Below are 21,026 nucleotides of genomic sequence, written 5' to 3'. Positions count from 1 at the left end.
TGGCGGGAAACTCAGCCGCGGCCCGGAGTGCGCACTATCGTGCGCGCGATCGCGAGCCTGGCCGATCCCGGGAGCGTCGGAAACATCTTCAGCATCGCGGTCATCGTTCCGAGGGCGTCGTCGTACCCGGACAGGTACGAGCGCTGCAGTTCGACCGGGAGCGAGAAGAAGCTGGAGAAGAACTGGGGGACCATCTCGGGTTCGAGAGCCAGTGCCGTGCGCAGCCCGAGGTTGCGAAGCTTCTGAACCGTCCAGACGTGCACCGGGCGCATCGGGCGCGAACGTCCACCGCCTCGGAATCTCTCGACGAGGTGATCCGTCGTCGCCAGCGACGCCGCAACGCTGTACCCCGTGGCCGGATGCATCAGATTGGAGCGGGAACCGAAGAGCACCGGTCCGCCTCGCCCGGTGTGCAGCCGCGACCGAGGCGGCGGTTCGACCGAGAACCGCACTCGCTCGACGTCCTCGTCGCCGGTCGGTTCCAGGTTCCGACGGGTGAGCCGGTGGTGCAGCCGCGATCGAAGCAGTGCGAGTTCCAGCGGTGGCCGGCCGACCAGACACGTCTCCTCGAGCAGGATCCGATCCTCGTCGAGCGCCACGGCGTAGAGAAAACTCGGGGCCTCACCGGGCCGAGCTCCGTTGTCGGTGCGCCAGTCCATGAACCAGGCGTCCGACCCTTCGAGGATCGGCTCGGCGCGGTCCCGGTCGACGACGATGCCGTACGCCGTCTGCTGTGCGAGGTCCCGAGAATCGAGCGTGCCGCGGGCGTCGACGACGTGACGAGCGTCGACGATGGTGCCGTCGGCGGTCGTCACCCGGGAACCGGTGACGTCGACGGCTGTCCCCGCCAGCACTCGGACCCGGTCGAGGGACAGGGTCGCTTGCAGGGCAGGTGTGTCCAGCACGCAGTACGTCCGGTCGATGATCCGATGACGGTCGGTCCATACCGCCGGCTTCTGTGCAGTCGAGGCGACGGCGGTCGGAGGCAACCACGACGGCAACTCGTCGGCCCAAGCGGAATACGTCGGTGTCCAGGTGCGCGACGGGTGTGGATCGAGTGCGAGCACATCGAGTCCGGCCTCGGCGCACCGATGGGCGACGGCCCGCCCCGCGGGACCGAGTCCGACCACCGCGACGTCGGCCGAGAAATCGTTCACATTCCGCCGGTGGCGAGCAAACCACCGTCCACGCGCACGGTCTCGCCCGTGATCCAGGAGGACGCGTCCGACACCAGGAAGGCCACCAGGGCCGCCACGTCCTCAGGATTGCCGAGACGCTTCATCGGATAGCCGGCCGCTGCCGCGTCTTCGCCGTTGGCGACGAGAGCCTCGGCGAATTTCGTCTTCACCACGCCCGGAGCCACCGCATTGACGCGAATCTTCGGACCGAGCTGCCAGGCGAGCTCCTCGGTGAGGCGGATCAGAGCGGCTTTGGATGCGCCGTACGCGGCGATCACGCCGGTGGAGCGGATGCCGGCCACGCTGGCGACGTTGACGATCGCGCCGCCGTGCTCGCCCATCCAGGCATGGAACGCCTGTTGGACGAATCCGAGGGTACCCACGACGTTCGTGTCGAAGATCTTGCTCACGCCGGCCAGGTCGGCGTCCATCAGTGAGCCGTAGACGGGGTTGATGCCGGTGTTGTTGACCAGGATGTCCAGTGAACCGAAGGTCTCCACGGTGCTCGCGACCGCGTTGCGTCGGTGCTCCGGGTCGCCCGCATTACCGTCGATCGCGAGCACGGAATCGCCGAGTTCCGCTGCCGCCGCAACGAGAGGTTCGCGCTTGCGAGCGGTGATGGCGACGTTCGCGCCGCGGGCGAGCAGTTCCGCAACGATGGCCTTGCCTATGCCTCGGCTGCCGCCGGTGACGAGTGCGGTGCGCCCGGCGAGATCGGGGGTCGGCGCGCTGGAAGAGCTGACTGTTTCGGAGGCGTCGGTCATCGATCAGACGTTACCGGTGTCACCGTCGTTCCTGGGTGAGGGCACGTGAATGCTGAGCTAAAATGGGGGTTTGCTGTGCTGTTCGGCGGCATGGTTCGCCCGTCGGTCGACGGGCGACGATCTTGTTCGGCAATCGCTAGGAGCTCACGCGTGATCACCGCCACCGACCTGGAAGTTCGTGCCGGTGTGCGGACCCTTCTGTCCACCGAGGGGCCCGCGCTCCGGGTACAGGCGGGCGACCGCATCGGGTTGGTCGGTCGCAACGGTGCAGGAAAGACCACCACGTTGCGCATCCTGGCGGGCGAAGGCGAGCCCTACGCGGGCGAGGTCGTGCGCACCGGCGAACTCGGTTACCTGCCGCAGGATCCCAAAGAAGGCGACCTCGACGTGCTGGCCAAGGATCGCGTGCTCTCGGCCCGTGGCCTGGACACCCTCCTGCACAAGATGGAAAAGCAGCAAGCGCTGATGGCCGAGGTCGCCGACGAGGCGCTGCTCGACAAAGCCGTCCGTAAATACGGCGAACTCGAAGAGCGTTTCGCCTCCCTCGGCGGTTACGAAGCCGAGAGCGAAGCGGCCCGCATCTGCAACAGCCTCGGCCTGGCCGACCGCATCCTCGGCCAACCGCTACGGACCCTGTCCGGTGGACAGCGTCGACGCGTCGAGCTGGCTCGCATTCTGTTCGCCGCGTCCGACGGCAGTGGTGGACGATCGAACACCACCTTGCTGCTCGACGAGCCGACCAACCACCTCGACGCCGATTCCATCACCTGGCTGCGCGGATTCCTCCAGAACCACGAGGGCGGACTCATCGTGATCAGCCACGACGTCGAACTGCTCGGAGACGTGGTGAACAGGGTGTGGTTCCTCGACGCCGTCCGCGGCGAAGCCGACATCTACAACATGAACTGGAAGAAGTACCTCGACGCCCGCGCCACGGACGAGCAGCGTCGCCGTCGTGAGCGCGCCAACGCGGAGAAGAAAGCCGGGGCACTGCGCGTGCAGGCCGCCAAGATGGGGGCCAAGGCGACGAAAGCCGTTGCAGCACAGAACATGGCGAAGCGCGCCGACAAGCTGCTCGCCAACCTCGATGCCGAACGGGTGTCCGACAAGGTGGCGCACATTCGTTTCCCCGAGCCGGCACCGTGCGGCAAGACGCCGCTGATGGCGAAGAACCTGACCAAGATGTACGGATCGCTGGAGATCTTCGCCGGCGTCGACCTCGCCATCGACCGGGGCAGCCGTGTCGTAGTGCTCGGGCTCAACGGTGCAGGCAAGACGACGCTGCTGCGGATCCTCGCCGGAACCGAGAAGGCGGATACCGGTGAGATCGAACCCGGCCACGGCATGCGCGTCGGATACTTCGCGCAGGAACACGACACTCTCGACGACCACGCGTCGGTCTGGGAGAACATCCGGCACGCGGCACCCGACACCGGCGAACAGGAACTGCGGTCGCTGCTCGGAGCCTTCATGTTCACCGGGCCCCAGCTCGACCAGCCGGCAGGAACACTGTCCGGTGGCGAGAAGACCCGTTTGGCTCTCGCCGGGTTGGTGTCCTCCGCGGCGAACGTTCTCCTGCTCGACGAACCGACCAACAACCTCGACCCGATCTCCCGTGAGCAGGTGCTCGACGCGCTCCGCAGCTACAAGGGCGCGGTCGTACTGGTGACCCACGATCCCGGTGCCGCCGAAGCGCTGTCACCCGAACGAGTGATTCTGCTTCCCGACGGCACCGAGGACCACTGGTCGCAGGAATACCTGGAACTGATCCAGCTCGCGTAACGGTGCTCAGTCCTGCCTGCGGACCGACTCCTCGACCAGGTCCAGGATCGCGGCGAGGTTCGAGCCGCCGTGGCCGGACGCAATGCGAGCCACCAGGCCGTCGAGCACGAGATCGAGGTAGTCGGCGAGGACGTCGTTGGGTACGTCGTCGCGCAGTCGTCCTGCGGTCTTCTGACGCTCGAGTCGTCCGAGTGTGGCGTCGGTCAGCTCGGCCGACCTCTCGGCCCAGCTGGACCGGAAGTCCGCGTCCGTGCGCAATCGTCGGGTGATCTCGAGCCGCGTGCCGAGCCACTCGAATTGTTCGGGTTGCGCCAGCATGTCTCGCATCACCTGCACCAGACCCTGAGTGGCCGCGACCTCGGCCATGCGTCGGGCATCTTCCTGAGCCAGCGCGAGGAAGAGCCCGTCCTTGTCCTTGAAGTGGTGGAATATGGCTCCGCGCGACAGGCCGGTGGCTTCTTCGAGACGCCGTACTGTCGCGCCCTCGTAACCGAACTCGCCGAAGCACTTACGCGCGCCGTCGAGAATCTCGCTTCGACGGGCGGCCAGGTGGTCTTCGCTGACCTTGGGCACGTGTGGGTTTCCTACTTTCGATGAGGGCCTCGACCGAGACGGCGATGGGCCCGGAAACACGTTGTCGGTTCCGGGCCCATCGCCGTTCGAGGCGTACGTCAGACGACGCGCACTCAGCCTCTGATCATGTTGCGCAGCACGTACTGCAGGATGCCGCCGTTGCGGTAGTAGTCCGCTTCACCCGGGGTGTCGATGCGAACCACTGCCTCGAATTCGACCTTCGAGCCGTCTTCCTTGGTGGCGATGACGGTCATCGTCTTCGGGGTGGTGCCCTCGTTCAGCTTCGCGACTCCGACGATGTCGAAGGTCTCGGTGCCGTCCAGTTTGAGCGACGATGCGCTCTCACCGGCCGGGAACTGCAGGGGAACGACGCCCATGCCGATGAGGTTGGAGCGGTGGATGCGCTCGAACGACTCGGTGATGACGGCCTTGACGCCCAGGAGCGAGGTGCCCTTGGCGGCCCAGTCACGTGAGGAGCCGCTGCCGTACTCCTTGCCGCCCAGCACGACCAGCGGGATGCCGGCCTTCTGGTAGTTCTGCGACGCGTCGTAGATGAAGGACTGCGGTCCGCCGTCCTGCGTGAAGTCGCGGGTGTAGCCGCCCGAGACGTCGTCGAGGAGCTGGTTCTTCAGGCGGATGTTCGCGAACGTTCCGCGAATCATGACCTCGTGGTTTCCGCGGCGCGAACCGAGCGAGTTGTAGTCCTTGCGCTCGACGCCGTGCGAATCCAGGTACTGCGCGGCAGGTGTACCCGCCTTGATGGGACCGGCCGGGCTGATGTGGTCGGTGGTGACCGAATCGCCGAGCAGCGCCAGCACGCGTGCACCCTTGATGTCCTCGACGGGAGCCGGGTCCATCGTCATGCCGTCGAAGTACGGAGGCTTGCGCACGTACGTCGACTTGGGATCCCACTCGAACGTGTCGCCCTCGGGGGTCGACAGGTTCTGCCAGCGGCTGTCACCGGCGAAGATGGTCTCGTAGGACTTGCTGAACATGTCCCGGCTGATCGAGGACTGGATGGTCTCCTCGATCTCCTGCGAGGACGGCCAGATGTCCTTGAGGAACACCGGATTGCCCTCGTGATCCTCGCCGAGAGCGTCGGTCTCGAAGTCGAAGTCCATCGTGCCCGCCAGGCCGTAGGCGATGACCAGCGGCGGCGAAGCCAGGTAGTTCATCTTCACGTCGGGGGAGATGCGGCCTTCGAAGTTGCGGTTGCCCGACAGGACTGCGGTGACCGAGAGGTCGTTGTCGTTGATCGCCTTCGAGATCGGCTCGAGCAGCGGACCGGTGTTACCGATGCACGTGGTGCAGCCGTAACCACCGAGGTAGTAGCCGAGCTTCTCGAGGTACGGCCACAGGCCGGCCTTCTCGTAGTAGTCGGTGACGACCTGCGAACCGGGTGCCATGTTGGTCTTGACCCACGGCTTGGTGGACAGCCCCTTCTCGACGGCATTGCGGGCGAGCAGTGCTGCGCCGAGCATGACCGACGGGTTCGAGGTGTTGGTGCACGAGGTGATGCCTGCGACGACGACGGCACCGTGGTCGAGGACGAATTCGCCGGCCTCGTCGGTGGTGACCCGAATCGGCTTGCTCGGGCGGCCCTCGGAACCGTATGCGGCAGAACGTACGTCGACGGAGTCCTCTTCGGCGAAGCTCAGCGAAGCGGAATCACTGGCCGGGAACGACTCGTCGAGTGCCTCGTCGAGCTTGCTGTCACCCTCGTGCGCCGGGTGGTTCTCCTCGACGTAGTTGTGGATGTCCTTGCGGAAGGCAACCTTGGACTCGGACAACAGGATTCGGTCCTGCGGGCGCTTCGGTCCTGCGATGGACGGAACGACCGTGTTGAGGTCGAGTTCGATGTACTCGGAGTACACGGCCTCGTTCTTCGGGTCGTGCCACATGCCCTGTTCCTTGGCGTACGCCTCGACGAGCGCGAGCTGCTCGTCGCTGCGGCCGGTGAGGCGCAGGTAGTTGATGGTTTCCTCGTCGATCGGGAAGATCGCTGCGGTGGAACCGAACTCGGGGCTCATGTTGCCCAGGGTGGCGCGGTTCGCGAGCGGAACCTCGGCCACGCCCTCGCCGTAGAACTCGACGAACTTGCCGACGACGCCGTGCTTGCGCAGCATCTCGGTGGCGGTCAGCACCACGTCGGTCGCGGTGACGCCGGGCTGGATCTCACCGGAGAGCTTGAAACCGACGACGCGGGGGATCAGCATCGAGACGGGCTGGCCGAGCATGGCCGCCTCGGCTTCGATACCGCCGACGCCCCAGCCCAACACACCGAGGCCGTTGACCATCGTGGTGTGCGAGTCGGTGCCGACGCAGGTGTCGGGGTAGGCCTGGCCCTTGCGGGTCATGATCGTCGGTGCGAGGTATTCGATGTTGACCTGGTGCACGATGCCCATGCCCGGAGGGACGACCTTGAAGTCGTCGAACGCGCCCTGTCCCCAACGCAGGAACTGGTAGCGCTCACCGTTGCGCTCGTACTCGAGGTCGACGTTGCGCTCGAGAGCATCGGCGCGGCCGAAGACGTCGAGGATGACCGAGTGGTCGATGACCATGTCGGCGGGGGAGAGGGGGTTGACCTTGTTCGGGTCGCCGCCCAGGGTGGTGACGGCTTCACGCATCGTGGCGAGGTCGACGATGCAGGGAACGCCGGTGAAGTCCTGCATGATGACGCGTGCAGGGGTGAACTGGATCTCGAAGCTCGGTTCCGCGGACGGATCCCACGAGGCGATCGAACGAATGTGGTCGGCGGTGATGTTTGCACCGTCCTCGGTGCGAAGGAGGTTCTCCGCGAGGACCTTCAGTGCGTAGGGCAACTTCTCGGCACCGGGCAAGGCCGACAGTCGGAAGATCTCGTACGAGTTCTCTCCGACTTCGAGGGTGCCCTTTGCACCGAATGAATCTTTACTTGCGGTCACTTCAGCTCCACTCGTCTATGAGGCACACCGCCGACGGGGCTGTGTCGACGGTTGAAGCGAGGCGCCGACTGCGGGCCTCGGCCTCGAATCTCGGTAGCGAGAGTTCGGGGCGGACGCACGGTCGGTGTCTCGATGGAAGTCTAACAGTACGCTTGTCCTGTGAAAACCTGCGGTCGGGTCCTCGGTGGGTCTGGAGGCACCGAACCACACGACGATCCTCACGCAGTGCTCCCGGCTGCGCAATGAAGGGCGACCTCAGTAGTGAAGCCGGACCTGCGGGGCAACCAGGTTCGCACGTGGCGGTGACGTAGGGTTCGAGCCGACTGGTTCCTACCGACTGGACGAGAGATGCCTGAGCCGATTCACGCCGTTTCCCCACTTGCCACCGATATACCGGCAGGTCTGGACGTCGACAGCATCGTCGCCACGGTCCGCGAGTCCGGCGTCAGTGCCCCCGCCGACGAGGAAGCCGGTTTGTCCGCGGCCGTCGCGCGCGCCGAGGACCACGGCATCGATCTGAGCATCGTCATCGTGCCGACCGAACCTCGCCACGACTCGCAACTTCGAGACCTCGCAACCGCTGTCGGAGCACGCGAGGGCGGGACTGTTCTCGTGCTCAGCCCAGGGCAGGTGGGTACGTTCAGCGACTCGATCAGCCGGGTGACCCTCGAAGCAGGCCAGGACCGTACGTACACCGGGAACCACGTCGTGGCGGCCGACAACTTCGTCGACACCCTCGTCGAGGATCAGACGCCGTGGGGTCTGCTCACGGGCGGCCTGGTCGTCGTGGTCGCCGCGGTCGCGGCTCTGACCGCTGTCGTGAAGGTCCGCAGATATCGCTCGCGTTCGGAGTCGAACGACCGCGCGCACAGCGAGTCCGTCGCCGACTGAACACGCGCGTCGGAGTGTCGTTCGACCGACCGACGCTCGCCCCGTTCGACCCCGTCCCGATGGTGACCGTCGGGTCGTCCGAAAAAGTCGGAAAAATTGTTTTCGGTAAACCCCGAGTTCACGGCGTTGTGCCTGGTGAAATTACCAATGTGTCATTTGTGACTGGAGTTTCTTTAGGGTGCGAAGTGTCGTACGGTGCCATTGGCACTGCTGGGGAAGGAGTGTCGCAGAAGGCGGTTGTCATCCGTGGGGAACTCGGGAGGCCACTGCTTCGGGTGTGACTGACGTGGTTCGCACCTGTCGTATCGCTGCGTGTTTCTTTCCTGCCCGGCGAGAGCGCTCACCGTCACCTGCGATCGGGGTGGAGGACGGAGAGCTTCCCGACGGCACGACGGTTCGACGCGAACCCGAGTGAATGCCGGACCCGAGGGAGACATTTGTGAGCCGACGTCAAGTCCGCGGAACTCACCGCCGTGCACTCGTCCGTACCCGATTCGTGCTGGTAGGCGCAGGCCTCGTTCTCGCGTTGACGGCGACCCTTCCCGGGGTTGCCGCCGCGGTACCACCGCCACCGCCCAACCCCTCGGACACCGACATCGCCGCCGCGGGCAGCGCCGTCGATTCGAGCCTCGGCCGAGTCGGCCAACTGATCGACGCGATCGCCTCGGCCAACCAGCAGCTCGCCCAACTCGACGACGAGGTCGCGTCGAAGCGCGAAGGCGTCAACAAGGCCCTGGTCGATCTGCAGAATGCGCGCGACGCGGCCGACGTGGCCGCCGCGGTCGTCGGTGCCGCACAGCAGGCTCTCGCCGACGCAGGCACCCAGATCCAGGCGGCCCAGGCCAAGTTCGACGAGTTCGCCAAATCGAGCTACACCCAGGGCTCGGGCGTCGCCTCGATGGCGTCGTTCCTGGGATCCAGCGGACCGGACGACGTCCTGGACCGCGCCCAGGTCCTGAAGATTCTCTCCAACAGTCAGAACGCAGTACTCGACGGCCTACAGCGAGCCCGTACCGAGCAGGCGAACCGCGACTCGGCAGCGCGTGAGTCCAAGCAGCAAGCCGACGCCGCTGCCTCGGAAGCAGAGGCGAAGAAGGCGGAGGCCGAGCAGGCGATCGCCGAGGCGCAGGCCGCGCTGCAGGCAGAGGCCGACCGGAAGGCCACGATCGAATCGGAGCGCGACTCGGCGCAGACCGAACTCGATGCCGCCCGCAGCAACGTCGCCGGTCTGCAAGACCAGCGAGCCGCATACGGCGACTGGGAGGCGCAGAAGGCGGCCGAGGACGCGGCCATTGCCGCCGCCACGGCCGCAGCGAAGGAAGCTGCTGTGCAGGCAGCTGCCCGAGTGTCGGCCAACCTGGCGGCGCAGCAACGCGCGGCCGCCATCGCCGAGGGCCAGCGTTCGCACGTGGACGTGGACGACGATTCGAGCGCGTCGACCGACTCGGACAGCTCGACCACGACCACGCCCACCACCCCCACCAAGCCCAAGACGCCCACCAAACCGAAGACCTCCACGACCCCGTCCGTCACCGGCAGCGCAGCTGTCGAGTTGGCGATCGACCGCGGAATGAGCCAGCTCGGTGTGCCGTACTCATGGGGCGGCGGCGACGAGAACGGACCGACCAAGGGCATCAGGGACGGCGGAGTCGCCGACAGCTACGGCGACTACAACAAGGTCGGCTTCGATTGCTCGGGGCTGATGATCTACGCCTTCGCAGGACTGGGTATCTCGCTACCGCACTACACCGGCTACCAATACACCGCCGGCAAGCAGGTGCCGTCCTCGGAGATGAAGCGCGGCGACATGATCTTCTACGGACCCAACGCGAGCCAACACGTCGCGCTCTACCTCGGCGACGGCAAGATGCTCGAAGCCCCGCAATCGGGTTCGGTGGTGAAGGTGTCCGACGTTCGCTACAGCGGAATGACGCCGTACGCCGTGCGCATGGTGTCCTGACCGCGATCCGCAGGCTCCACTCCGGCTACTCGAGTCGTTCCGCAGGCTCCACTCCGGCTTCTCGAGTCGTTCCGCAGGCTCCACTCCGGCTTCCCGTCGGGGGTGCCTTTCGGCGCACACACCGATCACCTGGAATAGTTGATTGCGGCGGTACGAAACGAGCCCGACGACGATCGACTGAAAGCGGTGAATTCTTGGTGACATCACGTGACGGCCGGATTTCGAACGACGAGGGGTCGACGCGAGTCGAGTCTGCGACTCCGAATCCACTGAGTGCGGAGCCGAAGCGGGTGGACAGTCCGGCCCTGGCCGAGGACGTCCAACTTCTCGAGAAGGCCGTGTACGAGGTCAAGCGCGTGATCGTCGGTCAGGACCGACTGGTGGAGCGCATTCTGGTGGGGTTGCTCGCACGCGGACACGTGTTGCTCGAGGGCGTCCCCGGTGTCGCCAAGACCCTCGCCGTCGAGACCTTCGCACGGGTGGTGGGTGGTTCGTTCTCACGAGTTCAGTTCACTCCCGACCTGGTGCCCACCGACCTCGTCGGCACCCGGATCTACCGTCAGGGCCGTGAGGAGTTCGACACCGAACTGGGACCCGTCGTGGCCAACTTCGTGCTGGCCGACGAGATCAACCGTGCACCGGCCAAGGTTCAGTCCGCACTGCTCGAGGTCATGGCGGAGCGGCACGTGACCATCGGCGGCAAGACGTTCCCGATGCCCGACCCGTTCCTGGTGATGGCCACGCAGAACCCCATCGAGAACGAGGGTGTGTACCCCCTTCCCGAAGCTCAGCGAGACAGGTTCCTGTTCAAGATCGTCGTCGACTACCCGACGGTCGAAGAGGAACGCGAGATCGTCTACCGCATGGGCATCAAGGCCCCCGAGCCCAAGCAGATCCTCGACCCGGCCGAGTTGGTTCGGCTGCAGAATCTGGCCAGCTCGGTGTTCGTGCACCACGCGCTCGTCGACTACGTGGTGCGGGTCATCGCCGCTACCCGAACGCCCGAGCAGTTCGGGATGGACGACGTGGCGAGCTGGATCGCCTACGGTGCATCGCCACGTGCGACACTCGGCATCATCGCGGCCTCCCGCGCACTGGCTCTGCTCCGTGGTCGCGACTACGTCGTTCCTCAGGACGTTCTCGAAGTCATTCCCGACGTGCTCCGGCACCGTCTCGTGCTCTCCTACGACGCTCTGGCCGACGAGGTGACCCCCGAGACGGTCATCTCCCGGGTGCTGCAGACCGTCGGTCTACCGCAGGTGTCGCCGCAGGCGGTACCGGTGCCGCAGAGCAACGGAGGGGGTCCGGCCGGGCAGCACTTCGACGGACGTCAGCCGCAGGGGCCCTACCCGCCGCAGGGGCAGTACCCGGCACCCGGTCAGTTTCCCGGCCAGGGCCAACCGCCTGCGCCCCAGCAGCCGGGTCCCCAGCAGCCAGGGCCCCAGAGCCATCCGCAAGCCGGGCAGTACGGCCAGCCCGCACCGTCTCTGCAGAAGCCGTCCGGTGACGGATCATCGATCGGTACGCCGGGGCAGTGAGCGGACCCGACACCGCCTCCGCGGGCCGAGCCGTCGTTTCCCGGCCACCGTCGTTCCGCTCGGGTGAGCTGCGTGATCCGAAGCTGGCCGCAGCGCTGCGGACCCTGGAACTGACCGTGCGTCGACGGCTGGACGGGGTGTTGCACGGTGACCATCTCGGATTGATACCCGGTCCGGGGTCCGAGCCGGGCGATGCCAGGGAGTACCAGCCGGGTGACGACGTTCGCCAGATGGACTGGTCGGTCACCGCGCGTACGACGCATCCGCACGTGCGGCAGTCCGTCGCCGACCGCGAGCTGGAGACCTGGCTCGTGGTCGATCTGTCGGCCAGCCTGGACTTCGGCACCACAGGGTGCGAGAAGCGCGACCTCGCGGTCGCGGCCTCGGCTGCCATCACGCATCTGTCCGGCGGTGGCGGAAATCGAATCGGCGCGGTGGTGGCAACAGGTTCGGACACCAACCGCATTCCGGCACGGGGCGGCCGCGTGCACACGCAGTCGATGCTTCGCGCCATTGCCACCACTCCTGCTGCAGCCGACGGTGTGCGCGGCGACCTGCGCGCGGCCATCGAAGCGTTGCGACGCCCCGAACGACGCCGTGGGATGGCAGTGGTGATCAGCGACTTTCTCGGGCCGATCGACTGGGAGCGCTCGCTCCGTGCCATCTCCGCGCGTCACGACGTCTTGGCCGTCGAGGTACTCGACCCACGTGATCTCGAACTGCCCGACGTCGGTGACGTCGTTCTCCACGATCCGGAATCCGGTCGTACTCGCGAATTCAGTACGACACCGCGGTTGCGGGCAGATTTTGCGCGCGCAGCCGCGGCACACCGCGACGACGTGGAGAAGGCGCTGCGGCGGTGCGGCGCACCTCGATTGACGCTCCGTACCGACGGTGACTGGATCGCCGACGTCGTACGGTTCGTGACCGCACGCAGGCACACCATCGGGGCCGGGTTCACCAACACCGCGCGGGCGCCGCGATGAGCCTGACCGATTTCGCCTCGCCGTGGTGGCTGGGCTTTCTCGTCGTCGTCGTCGCACTGACGGTCGGATACGTCTGGGTCCAGCGGCGCAAGCAGAAGCACGTACTGCGGTTCTCCAACATGGAACTGCTCGAGTCCGTCGCACCCGATCGGCCCAATCGGCTGCGGCACCTGCCGACGGCTCTCGTTCTGGTCGGCCTGATGTTCCTCACCGTCGCGTTGGCCGGCCCCACCGCCGATCAACGCGTGCCCCGGAACCGGGCAACGGTCATGCTGGTGATCGACGTGTCACTGTCCATGGAGGCCACGGACGTCGAGCCGACTCGGTTGGCCGCCGCGCAGGAAGCAGCGAAATCCTTCGCCGACGGTCTGACACCCGGCATCAATCTCGGACTGGTCGCGTTCGCCGGTACGGCCTCGGTTCTGGTCTCGCCAACGGCCAACCGCGAGGCCACCAAGTCCGCCATCGACAAGTTGCAGCTCAGCGAGCGAACGGCCACAGGCGAGGCGATCTTCACCTCGCTCCAGTCCATCGACACTCTCGGTGCCATCCTCGGCGGCGGCGACGCGGCACCGCCTGCGCGCATCGTGCTGCTCTCGGACGGTAAGCAGACCGTCCCGCAGAACCTCGACGACCCACGCGGCGGGTACACCGCAGCGCGTGCCGCCAAGGACAAGAACGTGCCCATTTCCACGATCTCGTTCGGCACCAGCTACGGCTCGGTCGAGATCGAGGACGAGAACGGCGTCGAACGCGTCCCCGTACCGGTCGACGATCCGTCGTTGCGAGAGATCGCGAACCTGTCCGGCGGCAGCTTCTTCTCCGCGTCGTCGCTCGAGGGTCTCCGAGACGTCTACGACACCCTCGAAGAACAGATCGGGTTCGAGATCACCCGCGGCGACGCGTCGCGTCCGTGGCTGATACTCGGTGTTCTCTGCATATCGGTCGGCCTCGGTTCGGCGTTGGTGATGCGGCAACGTCTGCCGTGATCTTTGTTCTTACTCACCAGTAAGTTTCGCTTTGTCATTCCAGGACGAACAGATAGGTTGCTAGGCATGTCCACACCTGACTTCATCGCGCGATCGGTACTCGTCACCGGAGGTAACCGAGGTATCGGTCTCGCCATTGCCCAGCGGCTCCTAGCCGACGGACACAAGGTGGCCGTCACCCACCGCGGCTCCGGCGCCCCCGACGGGCTGTTGGGAGTCGTCTGCGACGTCACCGACTCCGCCTCGGTGGACGCGGCCTTCAAGGAGGTCGAGGAGAAGCAGGGTCCGGTCGAGGTGCTCGTGGCCAACGCCGGAATCACCGACGACACGTTGCTGATGCGCATGACCGAGGAGCAGTTCCAGCGCGTGATCGACGCGAACCTGACCGGGGCCTTTCGGGTCGCCAAGCGCGCCAACCGTGCCATGCTGCGCGCGCGTTGGGGCCGGATGATCTTCCTGAGTTCGGTCGTGGCCATGGCCGGCGGACCGGGGCAGATCAACTATGCCGCCTCGAAAGCCGGTGTCATCGGCATGGCGAGGTCGATCACTCGTGAGCTCGGATCACGCTCGATCACCGCGAACGTGGTGTCCCCGGGATTCATCGAAACCGACATGACCGCAGAACTCTCCGACGAATTACGCGGCAAGGCCAAGGAATTCATCCCGCTTCAGCGTCTGGGGCAGCCCGAGGACGTCGCGGCGGTCGTGAGCTTCCTGGCCGGCCCCGACTCCTCCTACGTGTCCGGTGCCGTCATCCCCGTCGACGGCGGCATGGGCATGGGTCACTGAGAGCCGTTCTTGCACAGTATTTTTCAGTTCGACGTCATCGATTTCATCTTCGAAAGCTAAGGAACACAGCACTATGGGCGGATTGCTCGAAGGCAAGACCATTCTCGTCACCGGCATCATCACCGATGCCTCGATCGCGTTCCACGCCGCGGCCATGGCGCAGGAGCAGGGTGCCAAGGTGATCATCACCGGGTTCGATCGGCTCCGGCTCATCGACCGCATCGCACAGCGTCTACCCAAGGAGGTGCCGCCGGCGATCGAGCTCGACGCCACCAACGAGGAGCACCTGGCGGCGTTGGCCGACCGCGTTCGCGAGGTCGCGCCCGAAGGTATCGACGGGGTTCTGCACTCGATCGCATTCGCGCCCCGCACCCTGATGGGCCCCGACGCCAAGCCGTTCCTCGACGGCCCCGGCCCCGACGCCGCGAAGGCATTCGAGATCTCGGCGTGGAGCTACGCATCGCTTGCGCGTGCAGTTCTGCCGGTCATGAACGAGGGTGGCTCCATCGTCGGAATGGACTTCGATCCTCGTACGTCGATGCCGTACTACAACTGGATGGGCGTGGCCAAGGCTGCTCTCGAATCGGTCAACCGCTACGTGGCCCGGGAAGTGGGCGCCGCCAAGCGCATTCGCTCCAACCTCGTCGCTGCCGGCCCCATCAAGACCCTCGCCGCCAAGGCCATCGCGGGTACGGCCACGGACGACGCGGCAAAGATGAACCAGCTCAACGTCTACTGGGACGGTGCTGCCCCGATCGGTTGGGATGTCAACGACCCCACCGTCGTCGCCAAGTCCATTGTCGCGTTGCTCTCGGATTGGCTGCCCGGCACCACTGGATCCATCGTGTACGTCGACGGCGGAGCCAGCCACAACACGTACCTGCCCGAGAACATGTGATGCCGCGGTGGGCGCACCCGCACGTGCGCCCGCCGAGAGGTTTGGTTCGCCGATCGGACCCCCGCAGGGGCCGGTCGGCGACGGGGGCACAATGGAAAACATGACCACCCCTGGAGACTTCGACGCATTGTTGGTGCTCTCGTTCGGCGGGCCGGAACAGCCCGCCGACGTACGCCCGTTCCTGGAGAACGTCACTCGCGGTCGTGGAGTGCCGCCCGAGCGGCTCGACGCCGTCGTCGAGCACTACATGCACTTCGGCGGAGTCTCGCCGATCAACCGACTCAACAGAGACATCATCGAGGCGCTCCGCAGCGAATTCGATTCCGCCGGAGTCGATCTGCCGATCTATTTCGGAAACCGCAACTGGCATCCGATGATCGAGGACACCGTCGCGACCATGAAGTCGGACGGAATCAGGAACGCGCTCGTTTTCCCGACCTCCGCGTGGGGCGGATACTCCGGATGCAGGCAGTACCACGAGGACATCGCCCGGGCCCGCGCCGCCGTCGGTGACGATGCACCGCATCTGCTCAAGATCCGGCAGTACTACGACCACCCGCTGATGGTCGACGCGTTCGGCGACGCCGTCGCATCGGCGCGAGCCTCACTGCCCGAGCAGCACCGCGCCGGTGCACGTCTGGTGTTCACCGCACACTCCATCCCCTCGGCCGCCGACGCCAATGCGGGCCCGCCCCAGGACGGCGGTCACCTCTACAGCCGTCAGGTGGCCGAGGCATCGAGGCTCGTCGCAGCCGCGTCGGGCGTCGACGATTACGACCTGGTGTGGCAATCCCGCTCCGGCCCTCCGCAGGTGCCGTGGCTCGACCCCGACATCTGTGATCACCTCGAAGCGCTGTCGGAGAAGTCCGTCGACGCCGTCATCGTGTGTCCGATCGGATTCGTGTCCGACCACCTCGAGGTCGTGTGGGATCTGGACACCGAAGCGGAGGAGAAGGCCCGTGAACTGGGAATGGCCTTCGCCCGTGCAGGTACTCCCGGATCCGATGCGCGTTTTCCGCAGATGATTCGCGAGCTCGTGGACGAATACCGAGTCGGTGGACGGTGCCGCGGCCTCGGCAGTGTGCCCGGCTACGGTTCGACGCTGGACGGCAGTCGCTGCGCCGTCGGCTGTTGTGAGCAGCCCACCCGGCCCTCCAGGCCCGCAGCCACGTCGTGAACGCGTCCGCCCGGCACCTGCGTCCAACGGGTGTCAGGCGGAGTGCATCGCCGCTTCGATGCTCGTCGCGACCGCAATGGTGCGCGCGGTGCGCACCGCAGCCCACAGCGGTCGAACAAGTTCTTCACGCGCCGCGGCTGCCGACGCGGTCGGTGCCTCCGACGGAGCCGATCCCGCCGCGACCGTCAGAATGGCGGCGACCCGGTCCGCCGATTCGAGGACGCGGAACGCTCTGTCGGACATCTCTGCCGGGTAGCGATGCCGTGCCGCGTCGGCGATCAGTGCGGCGATACGGGTGCGCGGATCGGTGTCGAGGGTGCGGGTGGGTAGCGACTGCATCTGCGCGAGCGCGTCCGCTGCGCCGCGCACGGCCTCACGCATTTCGTACTCGGCCTCACCCAACCCCTGATCTCGATGACCGTGCTCGGGGACGACGATCGAGTACACGGTCCAGCGCAACACATCCGGTCCCTCCACGACGGGCACCACACCGATGCCGGCGTTGCCCGAGCTCCCGACGATCACGGCCTGCCCCGCGTTCAGGGCGGCACGCGAGAAATCCGTGTTCGCGGGCAGTCCGGTCACTGCGCCGGGGGCAGGCAGAACGAGTTTGACTCGATCGTCGCCGGCCTCGGGAGTCGACGCTGTTGCAGCCGCCCTGATCGCGTGCAGCAGACCCGCGATTCCATCGGCGTAGCCGGGATGCTCGAGCCCGAAATTCACTGCCGCGTCGGCATCGCCTGCACCCACCAGATGCATCGGTGCCCACTCGTACATGGCGTCGATGACGTCGTCGGGCGAGCTGGCACCGGCCAGCCAGGAACCGGCCCACAGGGCGAGACTTGCGCTAGAGGAACACACGACTCACGAGCATAGGTCGGCGTGGCGAACGGTGCTCGGGACGCCGGTGTCGCTAGCGTTGGTCGCCGTGAACGACATGTACGGCGGAGACATTCTCAGAGGGCACAGTCGCATGCGCAAGGTTCCGGCACCGGAGGTGTCGGCCGAGCGCGGATTGGTCGTCGAAGATGCCGGCACCGGGTACTGCGGTGCCGTGGTCGGCTTCGAGCGCACCTACGACGGAGATTTCGTCCGGCTCGAGGACGGTGCCCGCACGACGCGGCTGTTCGCCCTGCGCGAGGCGGCGTTCCTGATCGACGGACGTCGGGTCACCCTGGTTCGGCCCAAGCCTGCGGCGGCTGCGGCGGCACCGACGCGCTCCGCATCCGGTTCGACCAAGGTCGAGGGTCTCCGCGCGCGCACCGCCCGCGCCAGTCGCATCTGGGTCGAGGGCGTGCACGATGCGGCCCTGGTGGAAAGTGTGTGGGGACACGATCTTCGGGTGGAGGGCGTGGTCGTCGAGCATCTGGAAGGTCTGGACAATCTGGGGGAGCGGTTGGCGGAATTCGGTCCCGGCCCGGGCCGCCGTGTGGGAGTTCTGGTGGACCACTTGGTGACCGGTTCCAAGGAGTCGAAGTTGACGAGGTCGCTGGGCGAACACGTTCTGGTCACCGGTCATCCGTTCATCGACGTCTGGGAGGCGGTCAAGCCCGCTGCTGTCGGCATCGATGCTTGGCCGAAGATCCCGCGGGGTGAGGATTGGAAAACCGGAATCTGTCGAGAGTTGGGGTGGGGCAGTCCGCGGGAGGGGTGGCGTCGGGTGTACTCGTCGGTTTCGAGCTTCCGTGATCTCGAAGCACCGTTGATCGGAGCCGTCGAGCAATTGGTCGACTTCGTCACCGAGTAGGGCTGTGTCCAGCAACGCACCGGCAATTGTCCGATTCGTGCTTGGATGGAGGCTGTGGCAGCGATCATTTGGCTCATAGCGGCAGTGGTTCTCGCCGGTGCCGAGGCACTGACGGGCGACTTCTTTCTTCTCATGATCGCCGGCGGCGCGCTCGGCACCGCAGGCGTATCGGCTCTGACCGACTTCCCCGTGTGGGCCGATGCGATCGTCTTCGGCGTCCTGTCGCTGGCATTGGTGCTCGGTCTGAGACCGATACTGTTGCGTCGCTTCGCGACTCCGCCCGAAACCCCGATGGGGATGGCTGCGCTCACCGGCAAGAGTGCGATCGTTCTCGAGCAGGTCACTGCCCACGAAGGCCAGATCAAGCTCGGTGGGGAGGTGTGGACCGCTCGTCCACTCGACGAGACCGAGGTCTATGCCCCGGGTACCACCGTGACCGTGATGGAGATAGACGGCGCAACCGCCGTCGTATGGAAGGGACCGTAGCCACGTGGAAGCACTCATCGCACTGGCTGTCATCGTCGCATTCGTCGCGGTGTTGATGGCCAAGTCCATCTCGATCGTCCCGCAGGCCGAGGCCGCCGTGATCGAGCGGCTCGGCCGCTACACGCGCACCGTGTCCGGTCAGCTCACGTTTCTCGTGCCGTTCGTCGACCGCATCCGTGCCAAGGTCGACCTGCGTGAGCGAGTCGTGTCGTTTCCGCCGCAGCCGGTGATCACCAAGGACAACCTGACCGTGTCCATCGACACCGTCGTCTACTTCCAGGTCACCAACCCGCAATCGGCCGTGTACGAGATCAACAACTACATCGTCGGTGTCGAGCAGTTGACCACCACCACTCTGCGCAACGTCGTCGGTGGAATGACGCTGGAGGAAACTCTCACCTCGCGTGATTCGATCAACGGGCAGCTGCGGGTCGTACTGGACGAGGCCACCGGCCGTTGGGGCCTGCGCGTGGCCCGAGTCGAGCTCAAGAGCATCGACCCGCCGCCCTCGATCCAGGAGTCGATGGAGAAGCAGATGAAGGCCGATCGCGAGAAGCGAGCGACCATCCTCACCGCCGAAGGCCATCGCGAATCGGCGATCAAGACGGCCGAGGGAGACAAGCAGAGCCGGATTCTCGCGGCCGAGGGCGGCAAGCAGGCAGCCATCCTCACCGCCGAGGGCGAGCGCCAGTCCCGCATCCTGCGGGCGCAGGGTGACCGCGCCGCGAAGTACCTCGAAGCTCAGGGTCAGGCCAAGGCGATCGAGAAGGTGTTCGGCGCCATCAAGGCAGGCAAGCCGACGCCCGAGTTGCTCGCGTACCAGTACATGCAGACGCTGCCGCAGATGGCTCAGGGCGATGCGAACAAGGTGTGGATGATCCCGAGCGATTTCGGTGACGCTCTCAAGGGGTTCGCCAAGACACTCGGTGCGCCCGGCGAAGACGGTGTGTTCCGGTACGAGCCCAACGAGTCGGCCGGCAACGAGCCCAAGCCGGAGGACGATTCGGACGAGGTTGCCGAATGGTTCGAGACCAAGACCGATCCGGCGGTCGCCGAGGCGGTCAAGGCTGCAGAAGCGGTGGCGCGCAAGCCGGTCGACACGTCGCTGGCGTCCGCGCCCGAGCTGTCGAAGGGGTTCGACGTCGGTGCCCTGGCGGCGTCGCCGGAGGCGGAGCCGGAGCCGGAACAGCGTTGAGGGACGGCCCCGATCAGCTGATCAGGGCCGTGCCGACCCCGGCAGCGGCCAGAGCCCACAGGACGCTGGCGAAGGTACCGATGATGAACTGTTCGGAGGCATGGGATTCCCGCAGTTCTGGATAGCGCGCGAGGCCCTTGACTGCCAGCACGATCGCGATGCCCTCCGGCCATCCGGCGAGAATCGACACGGCGACGGCCACGCGTTCGAGGACGCCTATGGTCAGTCCACCACGCAGCGGCTCGACCGGATCGTCTCCGGTCGAGTCGCTGCGTCGTCGTGCGATGCGAAACACGGTGGGTACCGCCGCCGTTCCACCCAGGGCTGCTGCGACGACGCTCAGGACGACTCCGACGGCATGGCCGAGACCGTAGGCCGGTCCGGCCACCGTGGCCAGGACTGCCGCTGCCACGAGGAGACTCGACGCGGCGACGGTGGGCAGCCATCGGCGAATCCCGGTGCCGGTGGGGACGATGGCGGCAATTGCGGTCAGTGCCAGTAGCACCAGGGTGGCAACGATCATGGCCTGTGGTTTCCCGTCGTGTTCGCGGTGTCGAGCAGTCGAGTCGCCAGGGTGCGACCTGCGTTCTCGACGTGCCAGCCGGCTACCGAGAGTCGTTGCGACATGGCTTGTTTGCTGATCTTCAACCGTTCGGCCGCCTCGGTTTGCGAGAACCCGCGGGCCATGAGTTCCACCGCTTCTCGCCCCTGGTCCGATCGTCTGATCACGAGCAGCGCAACCAGGGTCGATGCCGTCTCCGCGTCCTCGGCGGCAGCGTCGTCGGGACCGCTGACGGCGAGCGCAGCCGGGGCGTTCTTGGCTCGGGTCACGGCGTCTCTGGCTGCTTCGAACGCCGGTCCGCGTCCGGCGCGAGTCGTCTCGGGTAGCGGGAGTTCGACGGAACCGATGCCGATGCCGACGCTCCAGTGCGGGGTGGCGACCAGTTCGAGAGCGATCGAGACGACGGTAGCGGCGTCCTCGCAGACGGCTTGCACTTCGTCTCCTGCGGTGCGCTCGAAGGGCCGGATCAGTTCGTGGTCGCGATAGCGTTCGAGCAGTTCGGGCACGCGATCGATATCGCGTCTACTGCGGCGTTGGTCCACGGTCAGCACGAACATCGGACAAGGCTAGATCGTTGATGTGGTCTA

Annotated in this window: 19 protein-coding genes; 12 read left to right on the top strand and 7 right to left on the bottom strand. The window is 66.1% G+C overall.

Annotated elements, in window-relative coordinates; genetic code table 11:
• Positions 1-11: 11 nt before the first annotated feature.
• Together CH306_RS21875 and CH306_RS21870 are read right to left on the bottom strand one after the other, a co-directional pair.
• Positions 12-1,157 (bottom strand): lycopene cyclase family protein, encoded by a 1,146-nt coding sequence (locus CH306_RS21875; protein ID WP_094630010.1) that lies wholly within the window; start codon positions 1,155-1,157, stop codon positions 12-14.
• Positions 1,154-1,942 (bottom strand): SDR family oxidoreductase, encoded by a 789-nt coding sequence (locus CH306_RS21870; protein WP_094647935.1) that lies wholly within the window; start codon positions 1,940-1,942, stop codon positions 1,154-1,156. Before CH306_RS21870 ends, CH306_RS21875 begins: the two co-directional genes overlap by 4 nt.
• Before the next feature lie 150 nt (positions 1,943-2,092).
• Between CH306_RS21870 and CH306_RS21865 the strand changes: the two genes are divergently transcribed.
• Positions 2,093-3,724 (top strand): ABC-F family ATP-binding cassette domain-containing protein, encoded by a 1,632-nt coding sequence (locus CH306_RS21865; RefSeq protein WP_032398030.1) that lies wholly within the window; start codon positions 2,093-2,095, stop codon positions 3,722-3,724.
• 6 nt (positions 3,725-3,730) lie between these two features.
• On the opposite strand, the gene CH306_RS21860 is transcribed toward CH306_RS21865, so the two are convergent.
• Positions 3,731-4,297 (bottom strand): TetR/AcrR family transcriptional regulator, encoded by a 567-nt coding sequence (locus CH306_RS21860; protein ID WP_032398031.1) that lies wholly within the window; start codon positions 4,295-4,297, stop codon positions 3,731-3,733.
• Between the two features lie 113 nt (positions 4,298-4,410).
• Positions 4,411-7,221: an aconitate hydratase gene (locus CH306_RS21855; RefSeq protein ID WP_032398032.1), complete on the bottom strand. Its 2,811-nt coding sequence runs from the start codon at positions 7,219-7,221 to the stop codon at positions 4,411-4,413.
• A 348-nt stretch (positions 7,222-7,569) separates the two neighbouring features.
• Between CH306_RS21855 and CH306_RS21850 the strand changes: the two genes are divergently transcribed.
• The 8 genes from CH306_RS21850 to CH306_RS21815 all read left to right on the top strand — a co-directional run bounded on the left by CH306_RS21850 (position 7,570) and on the right by CH306_RS21815 (position 16,449).
• On the top strand, positions 7,570-8,112 hold the full coding sequence (locus CH306_RS21850) for an Rv1476 family membrane protein (protein WP_032398033.1): 543 nt from the start codon (positions 7,570-7,572) through the stop codon (positions 8,110-8,112).
• A 439-nt stretch (positions 8,113-8,551) separates the two neighbouring features.
• Positions 8,552-10,072 carry an NlpC/P60 family protein gene (locus CH306_RS21845; RefSeq protein ID WP_094648012.1) on the top strand — a complete coding sequence of 507 codons (1,521 nt, stop codon included), beginning with the start codon at positions 8,552-8,554 and terminating at the stop codon, positions 10,070-10,072.
• A 269-nt stretch (positions 10,073-10,341) separates the two neighbouring features.
• Positions 10,342-11,610 (top strand): AAA family ATPase, encoded by a 1,269-nt coding sequence (locus tag CH306_RS21840; protein ID WP_373453990.1) that lies wholly within the window; start codon positions 10,342-10,344, stop codon positions 11,608-11,610.
• Positions 11,607-12,596: a DUF58 domain-containing protein gene (locus tag CH306_RS21835; RefSeq protein WP_032398034.1), complete on the top strand. Its 990-nt coding sequence runs from the start codon at positions 11,607-11,609 to the stop codon at positions 12,594-12,596. Before CH306_RS21840 ends, CH306_RS21835 begins: the two co-directional genes overlap by 4 nt.
• Positions 12,593-13,585 carry a VWA domain-containing protein gene (locus CH306_RS21830; protein ID WP_094647933.1) on the top strand — a complete coding sequence of 331 codons (993 nt, stop codon included), beginning with the start codon at positions 12,593-12,595 and terminating at the stop codon, positions 13,583-13,585. Before CH306_RS21835 ends, CH306_RS21830 begins: the two co-directional genes overlap by 4 nt.
• A gap of 66 nt (positions 13,586-13,651) precedes the next feature.
• Positions 13,652-14,374, top strand: a complete 723-nt coding sequence (gene fabG1, locus CH306_RS21825) for a 3-oxoacyl-ACP reductase FabG1 (protein ID WP_094630006.1) — start codon at positions 13,652-13,654, stop codon at positions 14,372-14,374.
• Positions 14,375-14,447: 73 nt separating this feature from the next.
• The gene (inhA, locus tag CH306_RS21820) at positions 14,448-15,272 is read left to right on the top strand and encodes an NADH-dependent enoyl-ACP reductase InhA (protein ID WP_032398037.1); all 825 of its coding nucleotides are present in this window, start codon (positions 14,448-14,450) and stop codon (positions 15,270-15,272) included.
• A 100-nt stretch (positions 15,273-15,372) separates the two neighbouring features.
• Entirely contained in the window at positions 15,373-16,449 is a 1,077-nt protein-coding gene (locus CH306_RS21815) for a ferrochelatase (RefSeq protein ID WP_094648011.1), read from the top strand.
• Positions 16,450-16,482: 33 nt separating this feature from the next.
• Here CH306_RS21815 and CH306_RS21810 read toward each other — a convergent pair whose 3' ends face one another.
• Positions 16,483-17,310, bottom strand: coding sequence for a hypothetical protein (locus CH306_RS21810; RefSeq protein ID WP_179272735.1), 828 nt, complete (start codon positions 17,308-17,310; stop codon positions 16,483-16,485).
• A 76-nt stretch (positions 17,311-17,386) separates the two neighbouring features.
• Here CH306_RS21810 and CH306_RS21805 point away from each other — a divergent pair, with 76 nt between their 5' ends.
• The 3 genes from CH306_RS21805 to CH306_RS21795 are packed head-to-tail and all read left to right on the top strand — an operon-like array spanning position 17,387 to position 19,877.
• Positions 17,387-18,196 (top strand): DUF3097 domain-containing protein, encoded by an 810-nt coding sequence (locus tag CH306_RS21805; protein WP_032398456.1) that lies wholly within the window; start codon positions 17,387-17,389, stop codon positions 18,194-18,196.
• Between the two features lie 54 nt (positions 18,197-18,250).
• Positions 18,251-18,682, top strand: coding sequence for an NfeD family protein (locus CH306_RS21800; protein ID WP_032398457.1), 432 nt, complete (start codon positions 18,251-18,253; stop codon positions 18,680-18,682).
• Positions 18,683-18,686: 4 nt separating this feature from the next.
• Positions 18,687-19,877: an SPFH domain-containing protein gene (locus CH306_RS21795; RefSeq protein WP_094647931.1), complete on the top strand. Its 1,191-nt coding sequence runs from the start codon at positions 18,687-18,689 to the stop codon at positions 19,875-19,877.
• Positions 19,878-19,890: 13 nt separating this feature from the next.
• On the opposite strand, the gene CH306_RS21790 is transcribed toward CH306_RS21795, so the two are convergent.
• Together CH306_RS21790 and CH306_RS21785 are read right to left on the bottom strand one after the other, a co-directional pair.
• The gene (locus tag CH306_RS21790; protein ID WP_032398041.1) at positions 19,891-20,400 is read right to left on the bottom strand and encodes a hypothetical protein; all 510 of its coding nucleotides are present in this window, start codon (positions 20,398-20,400) and stop codon (positions 19,891-19,893) included.
• Positions 20,397-20,996, bottom strand: coding sequence for a hypothetical protein (locus tag CH306_RS21785; protein ID WP_032398042.1), 600 nt, complete (start codon positions 20,994-20,996; stop codon positions 20,397-20,399). Before CH306_RS21785 ends, CH306_RS21790 begins: the two co-directional genes overlap by 4 nt.
• Positions 20,997-21,026 lie beyond the last annotated feature (30 nt).

It is taken from the genome of Rhodococcus sp. 15-725-2-2b (assembly GCF_002259075.1).
Taxonomy (GTDB): domain Bacteria; phylum Actinomycetota; class Actinomycetes; order Mycobacteriales; family Mycobacteriaceae; genus Rhodococcoides.
The sequence above is the reverse complement of the archived record's forward strand: the minus strand, read 5'-3'. Positions and strand labels throughout refer to the sequence as shown.